At 68.2% G+C, this 15,443-nt stretch carries 8 protein-coding genes; 3 read left to right on the top strand and 5 right to left on the bottom strand.

The window, feature by feature from the left end; translation table 11 throughout:
• The first annotated feature begins 27 nt into the window (after positions 1-27).
• The gene (locus QHF84_RS46725; RefSeq protein WP_281320128.1) at positions 28-5,925 is read left to right on the top strand and encodes an AAA family ATPase; all 5,898 of its coding nucleotides are present in this window, start codon (positions 28-30) and stop codon (positions 5,923-5,925) included.
• On the opposite strand, the gene QHF84_RS46720 is transcribed toward QHF84_RS46725, so the two are convergent.
• Both QHF84_RS46720 and QHF84_RS46715 read right to left on the bottom strand, forming a co-directional pair.
• Entirely contained in the window at positions 5,922-7,862 is a 1,941-nt protein-coding gene (locus QHF84_RS46720; protein WP_281320127.1) for a S9 family peptidase, read from the bottom strand. The genes QHF84_RS46725 and QHF84_RS46720 overlap by 4 nt on opposite strands.
• Positions 7,863-8,139: 277 nt before the next feature.
• A complete protein-coding gene (locus QHF84_RS46715; RefSeq protein ID WP_281320126.1) occupies positions 8,140-8,931 on the bottom strand; it encodes a cyclase family protein in 792 nt (263 codons plus the stop codon).
• 326 nt (positions 8,932-9,257) lie between these two features.
• On the opposite strand from QHF84_RS46715, the gene QHF84_RS46710 reads away from it, so the two are divergent.
• Positions 9,258-10,508: a cysteine desulfurase gene (locus QHF84_RS46710; protein ID WP_281320125.1), complete on the top strand. Its 1,251-nt coding sequence runs from the start codon at positions 9,258-9,260 to the stop codon at positions 10,506-10,508.
• Here the strand turns inward: QHF84_RS46710 and QHF84_RS46705 are convergent.
• Complete coding sequence (locus QHF84_RS46705; RefSeq protein WP_281320124.1) at positions 10,505-10,738, bottom strand: hypothetical protein; 234 nt, start codon at positions 10,736-10,738, stop codon at positions 10,505-10,507. The two genes, QHF84_RS46710 and QHF84_RS46705, sit on opposite strands and share 4 nt — an antisense overlap.
• 159 nt (positions 10,739-10,897) lie before the next feature.
• Here QHF84_RS46705 and QHF84_RS46700 point away from each other — a divergent pair, with 159 nt between their 5' ends.
• Positions 10,898-12,547 (top strand): CocE/NonD family hydrolase, encoded by a 1,650-nt coding sequence (locus QHF84_RS46700; RefSeq protein ID WP_281320123.1) that lies wholly within the window; start codon positions 10,898-10,900, stop codon positions 12,545-12,547.
• Between the two features lie 320 nt (positions 12,548-12,867).
• Here QHF84_RS46700 and QHF84_RS46695 read toward each other — a convergent pair whose 3' ends face one another.
• On the bottom strand, positions 12,868-13,635 hold the full coding sequence (locus tag QHF84_RS46695; protein ID WP_281320122.1) for a hypothetical protein: 768 nt from the start codon (positions 13,633-13,635) through the stop codon (positions 12,868-12,870).
• Between the two features lie 261 nt (positions 13,636-13,896).
• Complete coding sequence (locus tag QHF84_RS46690; protein WP_281320121.1) at positions 13,897-15,429, bottom strand: mechanosensitive ion channel family protein; 1,533 nt, start codon at positions 15,427-15,429, stop codon at positions 13,897-13,899.
• Positions 15,430-15,443: the final 14 nt, after the last annotated feature.

Below are 15,443 nucleotides of genomic sequence, written 5' to 3'. Positions count from 1 at the left end.
CGCCTGGCAGTCGAGCGAGGTTTTCCAATGATGGCCGGTCCAGGCTACGCGTTCGCTGAGAAGGCCGAGGAGACTGCCTACTTCACCCTTTACCGCGCGTGCCGCGAGGGCGATACAGCCGTTCTGCTCAAGGTCCTGCGCCCCGAGGGCGCGCGCGCCGCCGAAATCGCGCGCTTCAAGCAGCAATACGAGCGCCTCGCCCGCCTCGCCTCCTCGCGCATCGTCGCTGTGAGAGGCGTCGAGGAGCGCGCGGGCGCGCTGGTCGTCGTGCTCGAAGACTTCCCGGGCCTCGACCTCGCAGAGGCCCTCGCCGCGCGCCCCACGCACCGGATGCCCGTGGGCGAGGCCCTCGATCTCGCCATCGCGCTCGCCGAGGGCCTCGCCGCGATGCACGCCGACGGGCTCGGTCACCGCGATCTCCGCCCGCGGAACGTGCTCCTCGGCGAGGGGGGCGCGGTCAAGATCACCGGATTCGGCGCCGACGCCGAGATCACCCGCGCGCACGAGCAGCTCTACGCACCTCGGGTGCTCGTCGACGTATTGCCCTACGTCGCCCCCGAGCAGACGGGTCGGATGAACCGCGGCGTCGATTCCCGGACCGATCTTTATGCGCTCGGGACCATTCTCTACCAGGCACTCACGGGCCGCCCCCCCTTCGAGGGCGTCGAGCCGATGGAGCTCATCCACGCGCACCTCGCCGCCTCTCCCGCGCGCCCTTCCAGCCTCGATCCGACCATTCCCGAGGCGATCTCCGGTGTCGTGCTCAAGCTGCTCGAGAAAAACGCCGAGGACCGCTACCAGAGCGCCGATGGCTTGCTCGCCGACCTCCATCATTGCCGCGAGGCCCTGCAAAGCGGCGGTCGCATCGAGCCTTTTCGGCCAGGGGAGCACGATCGCGCCGAGCTCTTCCGGATGCACCAGAAGCTTTATGGCCGCGAGCGAGACATCCAGGCGCTCACCTCCGCGCTGGAAAACGCGCTCGCGGGGCGCCGGGAAATCGTGCTCGTCTCCGGCTATTCGGGGATCGGCAAGTCCTCGCTCGTGCAGGAGATCCTGAAACCGCTCGCGCGCCAGAAGGGCTACTTCACGAGCGGCAAACACGACCCATACCACCGCGCAGCGCCCTACAGCGGCTTCATCCAGGCGTTCGACGGCCTCGTGCGGCAGATCCTCGCCGAGAGCGAGGCGCGTATCCTCCGGTGGCGGAGCTCGCTCCGCGAGGCGCTCGGGCAAAACGGGCAGGTCGTCTGCGACGTCATTCCCTCCCTATCCCACGTGATCGGCCCGCAGCCGCCCGTCCCTGCGCTCAGCCCGCTCGAAGCCCAGAACCGCTTGAACCGGTGCTTCTTGCGGTTCGTCTCGGTGTTCGCGCGGTACGAGCACCCGCTCGTACTTTTCCTCGACGACCTGCAGTGGATCGATTCCGCGAGCCTCGAATTGCTCCGCTCCCTGCTCGCCGACGACTCGCTCGAAGCGCTCTTTTTCTGCGGGGCCTATCGCGAAAACGAGGTATGGGCCGCGCATCCGTTGATGGCGACGCTCGCGGAGCTCAGGCGCGGAGGGCTCTCGGTGCGCGACATCGTCCTCACCCCGCTCGAACGGCGCCACCTGCTCGCCATGCTCGGCGATTGCCTCGAACGCGACGACACCGGCCCGCTCGCCGGCGTCGTGCTCGAAAAGACGGGTGGCAACCCGTTTTTCGTCAAACGTTTGGTTCAATCTCTCCACGACCACGGCGTGCTCACGTACACGTTCGACGCGGGGTGGCGGTGGGATCTCGCGAAGATCGAAGCGCTCGCATACTCGGAAAACGTCGTCGACCTCATGGTGCGCACCATCGGGCGTCTGCCAGCGCGGACGCAGGAGGCGCTGCGGATCGCCGCGGCGATCGGGAGCCGCTTCGATCTCGACGTGCTCGCGGCCTTGCTCGCTTGTTCGCCCGAGGAGGCGTGCAGCCGCCTGGAGCACGCCGTCGAGGAGGGGCTGCTCCTCGCCGATCGGAGCGGCTATCGCTTCGCCCACGACAAGGTCCAGGAGGGCGCTTATGCAATGATCCCGGAGGAGGAGCGGCCTGCATACCGCCTCCGTGTCGGCCGGTACCTCGCGGGGCATACCGATCTCTCGGTCAGCCAGGGCCTCTTCGACGTCGTCGGCCACCTGAATGCCGCGGGGGACCTCATCGCGGACGGCGCCGAGCGCCTGCTCCTCGCGCGCATGAACCTCGACGCCGCGCTCCGCGCCGAGGAGTCGGCCGCGTTCTGCTCGGCCCTGCATTACCTCGAGCAGGGCCTCCCGTGTCTGCCGCCCGACGCTTGGACGTCAAACCATGTTTTGCGCCTCGCGTACGCGAAGAAGAGGGGCGTCATGCTCGCGCTGTCGGGCCGGCACGACGAGGGCCTCGTCGAGCTCGAACGCTGCCTCGAGCACACCGAAGGGAGGCTCGATCGCGCCGAGGTGCTGCGGCTCAAGCTGAGCGTGCAGGTGCTGAGGAACGACCTGCCCGCCGCGCTCTCGGAGGGGCTCGCGGCCCTCTGCGCATTCGGGCTCGACCTACCCCCGTTCCCCGACGAAGCCATGGTCGATACCCAGATCCGGGCGACGATGGATCTCATTTGGGAAAACACGCCCGAAGCGCTGCCCGACCTGCCCCAGCTCGTGGACCCGGAGATCCGCGCCATGCAGGACGTGCTCCAGGAGCTTTTCCTCCCCTGCTGGTTTTTGAGCCCCAACAACCTCAGCATCACGCTCGCGAAGCTCGTCGAGAACACGTTGCGCCACGGGTTATCGAAGCACGCGATCTTCGGGGGCATCCAGTTCGGGGCATTCCTCTGCGGCCGTGGCGACATCGAGCTCGGCTACCGCTTCGGCCGCGCCGCCATCGACATCGCGGAGCGCTACGCGGACAAGAATAGCGAAGCGATGCTCCTCGACATCTGGGGCTGCTTCGTGCAGCACTGGAGAGAGGGGTATTCCGCCTGCAAGAATTCGTTTGTCGCGGGCATGCGCGCCGGGCTCGATACGGGCCAGTACATCTGGGCGTTCTACAGCGCGGTCAACGGCATGACGAACAGCCTCCTCCGCGGCCTCCCGCTCTCCGAGCTCCTCGCCGAGGCGCGTGGCTACCAGCCGATATGCAAGCTCGACAAGTTCAACGCCATCACCTGGATGATCGCCGCGGTCGGGCAGCTCGCGCAAAAGCTCTCGGTCGAGAGCGCTCACCCGGCCAAGCTCGAGGGCGCGTGGATCGACATCGACGTCTTGATCGAGGAGGCTCGCCGGGTCGACAACCAGGGCACGATTTTCTTCGCCAACGTCTACGTCGTACTCCTCGGCGTCTTCCAGGGCGCATTCGAGGAAGCAGCGCGGGCCGCGTTCCCGCTGAACGTCGAGCTGCCGACCGTGGCGGCCTGGCACGGTGTCCCCGCGTTCCATTGTTATGCCGGCATCGCATTCACGCAGGCGGCGGGCGTGGTCTCGCCGGACGAGCGCGCGCGCTTCCTCGCCCGCGCGGAGGTTTTTGCGGAAAAACTCTCGCGCTGGGCGGAGCTCTGCCCGGACAACCTGGCGCACAGGAGCGCGCTGCTCCGGGCCGAGCTCGAGCGCGCCCGCGGCGACGCGCGCGCCGCGGGGGATCACTACGACGAGGCGATCGCCCTCGCGCAGCGCGGCGGATACCTCCACGACGAGGCGCTCGCCAACGAGCTCGCGGGCCGCTCTTTCCGCGCGCTCGGCAAGACCACCATTGCCCGCGCATACCTCACCGAGGCCCACCGGGTCTATGGCCAATGGGGCGCGACCGAGGCGATGCGGCGCCTCGAGCATGCATACCCCGACCTCGTCCCCGGCGATACCCTCCGCGGCGCGCGGGGACCGGGGGCCGCCGCGCTCGACATCGATTCGGTCCTCAAGGCTTCCCAGGCCATCTCGGGCGAGATCGTCCTCGACCGCCTGCTCGACGCGCTCATGCGCATCCTCGTCGAGAACGCCGGCGCGCGGCGCGGCGTCCTCTTGCTCCTGCGCGACGGACGGCTCGTCGTCGAGGTCGAGCACCGCGTCGGGGAGGCGTCCATTCGCGCGCTCGGCGCGACACCCCTCGAAAGCCGCGCGGATCTGCCGGTCGGCGTCGTGACCTACGTGGCGCGCACGTGCGAGACGGTCGTCCTCGACGACCGCGCGATCGACGGGCCATTCGGGCGTGATCCCTGGTTCGAAAGCGCGCGGCCGCGCTCCTCGCTCGCCGCGCCCATCGTCTACAAGGGCTGCCTCGCCGGCGTGATCTATCTCGAGAACGACCTCACCCGCTCGGCCTTCACGCCGGATCGTGTCGAGGTGATCCGGCTGCTCTCGGCCCAGGCGGCCATCTCCATCGAGAATGCGCGCCTCTATGCGGACCTCGCGCAGGAGAATGCGCAGCGGCGGCGCGCGGAGGAATCCGTTCGAGAAAGCCAGCAGTTTCTCTACTCCATCGTGGACAACACGACGGCCGTCATCTTCGCCAAGGACCTCGAAGGTCGCTTCATCTTCGTGAACCGCGGCCTGGAGGAGCTCGTCCACATGCGCCGCGAGGAGATCTTCGGCAAGGCCGACCACGAGCTCTTCGTGCGCGAGATGGCCGATGAATATCGCGCCCACGATCTCCGCGTCATGCGTGAAAACCGGGCCCTCGAATACGACGAGTCGGCGTGGGACGCGGGCGAGATGCGCACCTTCAGGTGCGTCAAGTTTCCGCTCCGTGATCCCGCCGGCAAACCCTACGGCATCTGCGGCATCGCGACCGACGTCACCGCGCGCAGGCGCGCCGAGGAGGTGCTGCGCCATTCGTACTCGCTCCTCGAGGCCACGCTCGAATCGACGGCGGACGGCATCCTCGTCGTCGACGACACGCGGCGCGCCGTGCGCTTCAATCGAACGTTCGTGCAGATGTGGCGTATCCCCGACGACGTGCTCGCCTCCGGTTCGGACGACGTGTTCCGTGCGTTCGTGAGCGACCAGCTCCAGGAGCCCGCGTCGTTCGAGCGAAGGGTCGGCGCTCTTTATGCCTCGCCCGAAGAGAGCAGCTTCGATGTGCTCCCGCTCGCGGACGGGCGCGTCTTCGAGCGTTACTCGCAGCCGCAGCGGTTCGGCGGGCGCGTGGTCGGGCGCGTCTGGAGCTTCCGCGACGTCACCGCGCGCGTGCAAGCCGAGCAGCAGCGCGATCGGCTGCTGCTCGACGAGCAACGCGCGCGCGGCGCGGCGGAGGAGGCGGTCCGCCTGCGCGACGAATTCCTCTCCATCGCCTCGCACGAGCTCCGCACCCCGCTCACCAGCCTGCAGCTCGCCATTCAATCGATCGAGCAGAGGCTCGCGCGGGGCATGGACGCCGAGCGCGTGCGCGCCGCGGTCGCCCTCTCCGGGCGCCAGATCAAGCGCCTCGACAACCTCGTCGACATGCTCCTCGACGTCTCGCGGATCCAGGCGGGGAGGCTCGAGCTGAACACCTCGCTCGTCGATTTGCGTGATCTCGTCGCCGACGTCGTCGCCAACCTCGGCGACCAGATCGCGCGATCCGGCAGCACGCTCACCGTGCGCGCCGAGGCGCCGGTCATTGGCCGGTGGGACCCGCACCGGCTGGAGCAGGTGGTGACGAACCTCCTCACGAATGCCATCAAATTCGGGGAAGACAGGCCCATCGAGATCACGATCGACGCGGAGGCAGAGCTCGCGCGCCTCTTGGTGACCGACCACGGGATCGGGATCCCGGCCGAGGTGCAGGCGCAGCTCTTCGAGCGATTTCGCCGCGGCGTTTCGTCACGCCACTACGGGGGACTGGGGCTCGGCCTCTACATCACCCGCACCATCGTCGAGGCGCACGGCGGGCGGGTTTTCTTATCGAGCGAGGTTGGCCGGGGTTCGAACTTCCGGGTCGAGCTGCCGCTCTCGCCTTAATGCGCCGCGTACCAGGCCGCCCAGGTGGTCCACAAATGCACCTGATGGGCCGGCTCCCCGAAGCCGTGCGGCTCGCGGGGATAACGGTGGAATCGCACCTCGCAGCCGATGTCGGTGAGGGCGCGATAGAGGAGCATGCCGTTGATGGGAGGCACGCGCGAATCTTCGTCGCCATGCGCGATCAGCGTCGGGGTGGCCACTTTGCTCAGCCAGCGCAGCGGATTCGAGTCGGCGAACTCCTCGGGCTGCTTCCAGGGATCGCCGCGGAACTCCCATTGCGCGGCGTCTCCGTGGTTGATGTCGGACCCTGCATACTGGGCCACCACGTCGACGACGCCGGCGCCGACCATCGCCGCGCGATAACGGCGCGTGTGGCCGATGGTCCACGCGGTGACGTACCCTCCCCAGGACCAACCGCCATAATAGAGCCGCTGCGGATCGACACGTCCGGCCGCGATGAGCGAGTCCACGCCGCTCTCGATGTCGGCGAGCTCGACCTCGCCGAGGCGGCCGCGGTTTGCCGCGTAAAACGCCTGGCCGTAGCCGAAGCTGCCGCGGTAGTTCGGGCGCAGGACGGAGTAGCCGCGCGCCGCCATGTACTGCACGAAGGGGTTGAACCCGTCCTGGCTCACGTCGTCGGGCCCGCCGTGCGGGGCGACGAGGAGCGGCGCGGGGCCCGTGCCCGCATGCGGCGAGACCGTGAGGAGCCCCTCGATTTCGAGGCCGTCCGCGTTTTTCCACCGCACCACCTCGGTCTTGGCAATCGTCCAGCCCGCGATCCGGTTCGATTGTGATGCGACCACCTGCAGGGCGCCGGTCTGCAGGTCCACCAAGGTGGGGGCTCCAAGGTCGGTCGACGAGGACGAAAAGGTCGCCGCCCAGCGCCCCGATCGGTCGGTCGTGCCGATAGGCCCGAGCAGGCGCGGCGTCCGGCCGAGCTGCGTGGCGCTGCCGCCCGCGGCGGGGACGCGCACGAGCTTGGTCCCGGTCCGCTCGGCGACGACCAGGGTCAGGTTCCGGCTGTCGCCCGACCAGGCGAAGCTCGCAATGGTGGCGTCGAGTTTGTCCGCCACGTCCCAGGACCGCCCGGAATCGACCTCGTATACGTGGAGCGCATTGAGCATCGAGAGCGTGTTTTTTCCGCTTTGCACGGCCACATGGCGCCCGTCCGGTGACCAGGCGACAAACCCGTGCGGCCGCGGCTCCCGGGTCAAATCGCGGAGGACGGCACCGTCGACGGCGCTGAGGATCCGCGCCGAGTGCCGCATGCTCGCGTCGTGGGGCTCCGCCGACGGCGAGGTGAGCACCACGAACTTGCGCCCGTCCGGCGACCAGCGGAATGCGAACACATTCTCCTGGCCCGGGGTGACGCGCCGCGGGGTTTTTCCGCCTCGCTCGAGGACCCAGAGCTGCGACGATCGGAAGCGGCTGCCCTCGTCGACCACGCCGCCGCTGCGCCACGTGGCCTCCTTTTCGGCCGCGGTGCGCGGCGGCGTGGCGGTGAAGGCGATGGAGCGGCCGTCGGGCGCGAATTCGTAGTCCTCGAACTCGAGCTCGCCCACATCCAGCACCTCGGCCTCGCCGCCGTCGAGCGGGAGAATGTGGATCTTGCGCCCGTTGCCATTCGCGCGCACGAACGCGATGGCGCGGCTGTCGGGCAGCCATTTCGGGTTTCCGACCGGTTTTTCGGCCCGCGTGAGCTGCCTCGGCGCGCCGCCTGCGCGCCCCACCACCCAGAGCTGCGCCTCGGATTTCCAGCCGCCGGAAGTGTCGCTCTCCGAGGGGCGTGCATCCGGGTCGAGCCGCGTTTCTTTCACAACATAGGCGATGTGCTGGCCGTCGGGGGAGATGGTGATCCCCTGGATCCGGGGCAGGGACGCGAGGTCCACGGCGAGCGGCCGCGTCTCGGGGTGCGCCTCCGCCGCGAGCGTGGGCACGGCGGCTGTCGGGGCTGCGGCGGGCGTGGAGGGCGTCGAGGGGGTCCACGGAGGGAGCGCGGCTGCGCTCGGGGACGTGGGGGTGGTGTTTGTTGCGGGAGGTGTGGCGGGGCCCGGGGCGGGGGCCGCGCCGCAGCCGAGGATTGAGAGTGCCAGGAAGGTCGAGAAGCGCGCGCGCATGGCGGCGACGCTAGCACGCCCTCGGGGCAGGGAGGGCGTCACGCGCCGAAGAAGCGCATGTAATAGGCGCGGTTCTTTTCGTCGGAGAGCGAACGGTTCACTTCCGCACGAGCGCCACGATCCGGAGCGGCCCGCCCGTCCCGCGTTCGATTTTCATGGGCAACGCGATCACCCACGCGCCGCGCTCGGGCACACGATCGAGGTTCGCGAGGTTCTCGAACCCCGGCACCTGGGCCTCGCCGGCGATCCGGTGGACGATGAACTCGCGCGACGGACCGTAATCGATGCTCGCCGTATCGACACCGATGGCGCCGACGTGCCGCTCGCCGATGAGGAGACGCGCCGCGTCCTCCCCATAAGAGGGGAAATGAAGCTTGTCGATCGCGCCCGGCGTGTCATCGCCGAAATATGATTTCCGATCGGGATAACGTTTTCCCCAGCCGGTCCGCAGCAGCACGATCGTCCCGGGCGCGATGGGCTCGTGCCGCGACTCCCACGCGTGGACGTCGGCGGCGGTGAGCCGGTAGTCGGGGTTTTCCGCTGCCTTGGCGGCGACATCGATGACGACGGCGGGCGCGATGAGCCGCGCGAGCGGGACCTCCGCCGCGGTCATCTTCCCCTCGGCGAAGTGAATCGGCGCGTCCATGTGCGTCCCGCCGTGCTCCGGCGTGCAGAAGGCGTTCGCCGCGTAAAAGTAGCCCGCCTGCGTCCGTCCGTGGGCGAGCTCTTTGAGCTCGAAGGCGCTCGGCGCGTTCGGCCAGTAGAGCGTGTGCTCGTCGAAGGTGTGCGTCAGATCGATGATCTCGGAATGCTCGACGTCGACGAGCGGGCGCGACGCGGCGCAGCCGCCGAGGAGGATGAGCGCGGAAACGAAAAAGGCGTGTCGCATGAGAGGCCCCCGTTTTCGAGAGGGTACCTCCGCGCGGCGCGACACGCCTGAGCAAGGCGCGGGCGTGCGCGTGAAAGATGACGCAGGCGCCCGGATGTGTGGCGTTCGAGACGGCAGCCGAGCAGCAACGACGCGGCTGCGGCCATGGCGACGCCAAGGGGCGCCCATCGCCTGCGAAAATCGTGCATCGGCGCGTGATCCGTTCGCATGGCCCAGGGTGATTGCACGCACCGTACCCAGCGAGGCCAAGCCGCGGGCCCTGGCACGGGGCTCGCTTGAGCATTGCGGCGGTCCGATACCCGGCTTACCGTCGCGGAGGAGAGGTCATGGGGGCGAACGAGGAGATCGTCCGGGAGGCGGCCGGCGCATCCGCCTTCGAGGTCGAGCGCGTGCGGCGGGACTTCCCGATTCTCGAGCGGCCGATGAACGGGCAGCCGCTCGTGTACCTCGATACCGCCGCGAGCGCGCAGAAGCCGCGGGCCGTCCTCGACGAGATGACGCGCTTCATGAGCGAGGACTACGCCAACACCCATCGGGGCGTGTACGCCCTGAGCCAGCGCTCGACGGCGCTCTATGACGCCGCGCGGGAGAAGGTGGCCCGTTTCATCCACGCAGGAGACGCGCGCGAGATCGTCTTCGTCCGCAATGCGACCGAGGGAATCAACCTCGTCGCCAGCAGCTACGGGCGGCATTTCCTCGAACGAGGCGACGAGGTCCTCATCACGCACATGGAGCACCACGCCAACATCGTGCCGTGGCAGCTCCTGCGGCAGGAGAAGGGCATCACGCTCCGCGTCGCGCCGATCACCGACGACGGGGAGCTCGACATGGATGCCTTCGAGCGAATGCTCACGGACCGCGTCAAGTTCGTCTCGGTCGTTCATGTTTCGAACGCGCTCGGGACCGTGAATCCGGTCAAAGAGATCGTACGCCTCGCGCATGCGCGCGGGATCCCGGTGCTCGTCGACGGAAGCCAAGCGGCGCTGCACATGCCGGTCGACGTGCGCGACCTCGACGCCGATTTCTACGTCTTCAGCGGTCACAAGGTATACGGGCCGACCGGGATCGGCGTCGTCTTCGCCAAGCTTCCGCACCTCGAGGCGATGCCGCCGTACCAGGGCGGCGGCCTCATGATCCTCTCGGTGACATTCGAGAAGACCGAGTTTTCGCCGCCGCCGCAGAAGTTCGAGGCGGGAACGCCCAACATCGTGGGCGCGATTGGCCTCGGCGCGGCGATCGATTACGTGTCCTCGCTCGGGCCCGCGGAGATCCTCGCCCACGAGTCGGCATTGCTCGCCTACGGCACCGAGCTGCTTCGGGAGATCCCGGGGCTCCGGTTGATCGGCACGGCCCGGGAGAAATCGAGCATCCTGGCATTCGTCATGGATGGCATGGACCCGCAGGAGATCGGCGTCGCCCTCGGCAAGAGCGGAATCGCGGTGCGGGTGGGGCACCATTGCACGCAGCCGTTGATGGACCGCCTGGGGGTCACGAGCACGGTACGCGCGTCGATTGGGCTTTACAATACGAGGCAGGAGCTCGATGCGCTCGCCGCTTGCCTGCGCCGGATGCGCTAGCCTCCGGATTCTTGCTCCCCGACGCGCATCGTCGTGAACGCATAGACGTGCGCCAGCATGGAGAATCCGACGAGCGCGTAGGCAACGCGCCGGTGCCTCGCGTCCGTGCCTTTGCAGGTGAGCATTCCGAGCCCGATCCCTCCGAGCGCATGTGCGGCGAGGGCCAAGGGGATCTTGTCCCCCCAGACCCTCCGGCTCAGCTCCTCCAATCCGTGTATTCTTTTTTGCATGTCCCCCTCCCTCCATGGGGAGCGTGGGACCAGGCGGGCTCGGGGGCAAGCGTCTGCGATGTTCCTCCCGAGCTTCGCCCCAGGCCCGCCGCAGGTTCGTGTCGAGCAAATCCAGCTATGGCCTTGCATCCGCCCCGGCCCTGCGTCTCCATGGGAGACGTGAACGACCTCGAGACACTCCCGAGCCGCTTCCTCGAATGGCTCCTCGACCTCCCGCCCGCCGAGACACGCGACATCGTCGTGGAGCGTGATCTCCGGGTGCCCATGCCCGACGGCACGGTCCTCCTTGCTGATCGGCATGCTCCGCGCGACGAAAAAAAGCGCCCGCTCATCCTCGTCCGCTCTCCCTACGGGCGCACGGGCCCTCTCGGCGTGATGCTCGGCCGGCCCTTCGCCGAGCGCGGCTTCTCGGTCCTGATCCAGAGCTGCCGCGGCACCTTCGGCTCCGGCGGCGTGCTCGACCCCTTCCGCACCGAAAAGGACGACGGCCTCGCCACCCTCGCCTGGCTGAAAGAGCAGCCCTGGTTCTCGGGCGAGATCGCCACCTTCGGACCGAGCTACCTCGGCTTCGTGCAATGGGCGATCGCCCGCGACGCGGGCGCCATGCTGAAGGCCATGTCGCCCCAGATCACGCTCTCCAATTTCCGCGACTTCAAATATCCCGGCGAGACCTTCTCGCTGGATGCCATGCTGCGCTGGACGCACCTCGTCCATATCCAGGAAAAACCCCTCCACGAGCAGGTGCTCGCCCGGCTCGCCGCGCGCCGCTCGTTCGACCGAGCCTTCGCGCGCCTGCCGCTCGCCGAGGCGGATCGGGTGGTCCTCGGTCATCGGGTCGGGTTTTTCCAGGACTGGCTCGAGCACAACGCCCCGGGCGACCCGTGGTGGGCGAAGGCGAACCATAGCGCCGCCGTGGCCGAGGTGACGGCGCCCGCGCTTTTCATTGGCGGCTTCTACGATATCTTCCTGCCCTGGCAGCTCCGGGATTATGCCGCGCTCGTCGCGGCGGGCCAGAAGCCGTACCTCACCATCGGGCCCTGGTCCCATACGTCGAGGCCCCTCTTCAAGGAGAGCATTCGCGAGTCGCTCGCCTGGTTCCGCGCGCACCTGCTCGGCGATCGCAGCCGCCTGCGCGAGGCGCCCGTGCGCATTTACGTGATGGGCGCGGACGAATGGCGTGAATACCCGAGCTGGCCCCCGCCCGGCGTCCACACCGAGCATTATTACCTCCAGCCGAACCGCGGCCTCGCGCCAAAACCCCCCGCGGCCTCGCCGCCCGACCATTACCGCTACGATCCCGCCGACCCCACCCCGTCCGTGGGCGGCGCCCTGCTCAATGACGAGAGCGGGCCCCAGGACAACCGCGCCCTCGAAGCGCGGCGCGACGTATTGACCTATACGACCCCCCCGCTCGACCGACCCGTCGAGGTGATCGGCCCCGTATCGGCCGAACTCTTCGTGCAATCGAGCCTCGCGCACACCGACTTTTTCGTCCGCCTTTGCGACGTCGATCCCTCCGGCCGATCCGTGAACCTCTGCGACGGCATCCTGCGCCTCGTCCCCGGCCGCCCCGCGCCGAGGCCCGACGGCACGCTCGCCATCACGATCGAGTTATGGCCCACCGCGCACCGCTTCCGCCGCGGCCACCGCATTCGCCTGCAAGTATCGAGCGGCGCGCACCCGCGCTTCGCCCGCAATCCCGGCAGCGGTGAGCCGCTCGCCACCGCGACGCGGCTCGTCCCTGCGGACCAGACGGTGCATCACGATCCCGAGCGCCCCTCGGCGATCGTGCTCTCGGTGCTCGGCTGACGCACGTCTCGCTTCTGTTTACGGAACGGGCCGAGCTCAAACCGGGGTCATTCCTCGACGACGCGGATCAGGATCCAGTCGAACCCGGTGACGCCTGCCTCCAGGAAGATGTGCGGGATCGGTGGGCGTCGCGCGCTCGCAGGGGACGCTATCCGGCCACTACCTCCCCTGGGGTGGCGGAGCGCACCGCGCGGCTCTTCGGCCCTTACCCAGGCGAGACAGGCGAGCTGATCGGAACGCCTAACCCCGCGCTCCCTGGTAGCGTGACGGCTCCTCGACCGGAACTCGCGGGGCCGACAGCCGGTTTCGTGACGTCCTCCTCAAGGGCACGCGACGGGGACGAGCTCCATGCGGTAGCTCTCGCCGCGCGTGGCTGACGGCGCGGGGGTGAGAAAGTGGTCGACGTTCTCGTCCAGCTCGTAGACGTGCTTGCCTTTGAGGATGGTGCCAGCGCTGCTCGCAGCGGACGGGTCCTTGCTGTAGGACACGCCCCGATACACGTAGCACTGGTCTTTTGTCGTGACGAAGACCGCTTTGGTCGCCGAACCGTCGACCTTGGGGAGAGGTCCGAGGACGTTGCCCCCCGATCGGAGCTCCAGGGAGGGCTGGCACTCCAGCTCGTAGACGCGGTTTTGCCCTTGCTTCAGCGTGAGCGAGCCGAGCGCCACGTCGCCCGTGCTGTCGATCCAGATGTCGACAGCGCGCGGGATGGGCGAACTGGGGGTCACCTTGAGGTACACGGAATGGCCCTCGGACTTCCGCTGGCTCTCCTCCTCGGCCGCTGTCTCCTTCGTGCTGAGGGCGATCGTCTTGGTCCCGCACGGGGTCGGGAGCTCCACCGCCAACGTCGGGAGCACGCTCGGGCCAGTCGCCGGGAGCGTCGCCGACGCCTTGATCGTGGTGGCCCCATAGGCGTCCTTCGCGAACGTCTTCCGCTCACTCCCGATGATGACCGTCAAGCCGGTGAGGTTGCCGTCGGTGCCAGAAAGCTCGTACCAGACCGTCGCGGGAGCTTGCGCCTTCTTGTTACAGCCGGTCGCGCCGGTGAGCGCGAGGGTGACGAGGATCATGGCAAGAGGGGATTTCATGAGCGATTCTTTTCGAACATCCTATCGATAGAGGGGATGATTCCGCGGCATGCTACCGAAGCACGCGGCGCGTGCGTCGGTGACTACATACCGTGTCGATTGTCCGATGCATAGCGGAATGTCGGTCGCGAAGCCGCGTGTACGCGAAAGACGCGTGGGTCGCGAGGCAGGAGGTGGGTGGGGGGCCGAATGCGAGCACGACGGTACGATCGCCGTCCCCGAGCGTGATCCCTGAGCTCGCTCCCGCAGCCGCTCCCGCCCCTACGGCGCTCCTAGCTCGAAGAAATTTCGAATTCGATCGAACAGATCCCGCTCCGCCTTCACGACGGACGGCGCGGCCTCGCTCGCCACATCGACGCCTTCCCGCGCGGCCCGTAGCTCCTCGGCCCGTTGCGCGAGCACGGCGGCGAGCTCCCGGGCGAGCTCGGGGCGTTTTTCGATCACGCGCTGAAACGGTCCTTTTTCGAGCCGGAAACATTCGACGTCGGTCTCGGCGACCACGGTGGCGAGCCGCGGCGTGCCCGTGAGCAGCGACATCTCGCCGAAGAAGCTCCCGGGCCCGAGCTTCTTCACCGGGAGCTGCCGGCCGTTCTCGGAGATGCGTACGGCCGCCGTGCCGTCCTCGACGAGATACAAGCAATGCTGCTCGGCGTCGCCCTGATGCGCGATGATCTCGCCGCGCGTGAACGGCGCATACTTGAGCTGCTCGGCGAGCTCGGTCCGCTCCGCCTCCGAGAGCGCCTGGAACAGCGGCACCATTTCGAGCAGGTGTTTGCGCCTCGAAAGCCGCTTCGCGTGTTTCTGCGCCGCCCGGCTCGCCTCCTCGGTGACGAGCACCGACGCCGCGGGGATGGCGAGGTGCATGCCCGCGCGCTCCAGCGCGAAGAAGATACGCGTGCGCACGTCGGAGTCGGTGGGCGTGTCCATGTCGAGGTCGGTGAGCCAGTACCGCAATGCATAACGCCCGTAAGACTCGCCGAGATCGAGGAGCACGCAGCTCGGCGCGGGGTCCTCCGCGACGAACGGCATCTTGGCGTTTTTCACGGCGTCCCGCACCACGTCGATGACGTCCGAAGGCTGGTACCGGAAATCGACGTTGAAATGGATCACGCGGCGCAGATACGAAGGTTTGCCCTGGCGGCGGCCGAAGACCGTCACCTGGGATTTCATGAGCACGTTGTTCGGCACGAGCACCGTCTCCCAGTTGCCCGTCTCGATCGCCGTGTATCTCCAGCGGATCTCCACGACGCGCCCGCTCACGTCGTTCACCTTGATGCGGTCGCCGACCTCGATGGAGTTGTCGAGCTGGAGCGCGAGGCCGCCGGCGATGTTGCCGATGACGTCCTGCAAGGAGAAGCCGAGGATCGCGGTGAGCACCGCGCTCGTGGCGATGAGGCCCGAGAGGTTGATGCCCGCGCGGCTCGTGATCGTCACCGCCGTGACGACCGAGAAGATCGCCACCGTCACATCCTCGACGATGCGGGGCGCATGCAGGCGCAGGCGCGGCAGAACGACGTGGAAGAGCAGCACGGCCGCCGCGCCCACGAAGGCGACGCCGCCGAACACCGCCGCCGGGATGCGAATCTCGTCGACGAACGACGAGCCCGACACCACGAGCGCCGCCGCCCCGAGGAGCGACAGCACGTGCATCGAGAGGAAGAAGCCGAGCGGACGGAGCCGCGGCTCGCTCGACGTGTCGAACCGGCTCGCGACGAGCGCGATGACGAGCGCCGTGAGAAGCCAGAACGTGTGCGCGAGGAGCGCTTCCTTCCAGAGCGCGTAGAGGAAAGCCACGGGCGCACCCTACC

The organism is Polyangium sp. y55x31, from assembly GCF_029946505.1.
Lineage (GTDB): Bacteria > Myxococcota_A > Polyangia > Polyangiales > Polyangiaceae > Polyangium.
This window is presented reverse-complemented; position numbering and strand designations above follow the sequence as displayed.

Coding starts and splice junctions, on each gene's coding strand:
- QHF84_RS46725 (WP_281320128.1), top strand. CDS start 28: ATGATGGCCGGTCCAGGCTACGCGTTCGCTGAGAAGGCCGAGGAGACT.
- QHF84_RS46715 (WP_281320126.1), bottom strand. CDS start 8,931: ATGCGACACGCCTTTTTCGTTTCCGCGCTCATCCTCCTCGGCGGCTGC.
- QHF84_RS46710 (WP_281320125.1), top strand. CDS start 9,258: ATGGGGGCGAACGAGGAGATCGTCCGGGAGGCGGCCGGCGCATCCGCC.
- QHF84_RS46705 (WP_281320124.1), bottom strand. CDS start 10,738: ATGCAAAAAAGAATACACGGATTGGAGGAGCTGAGCCGGAGGGTCTGG.
- QHF84_RS46695 (WP_281320122.1), bottom strand. CDS start 13,635: ATGAAATCCCCTCTTGCCATGATCCTCGTCACCCTCGCGCTCACCGGC.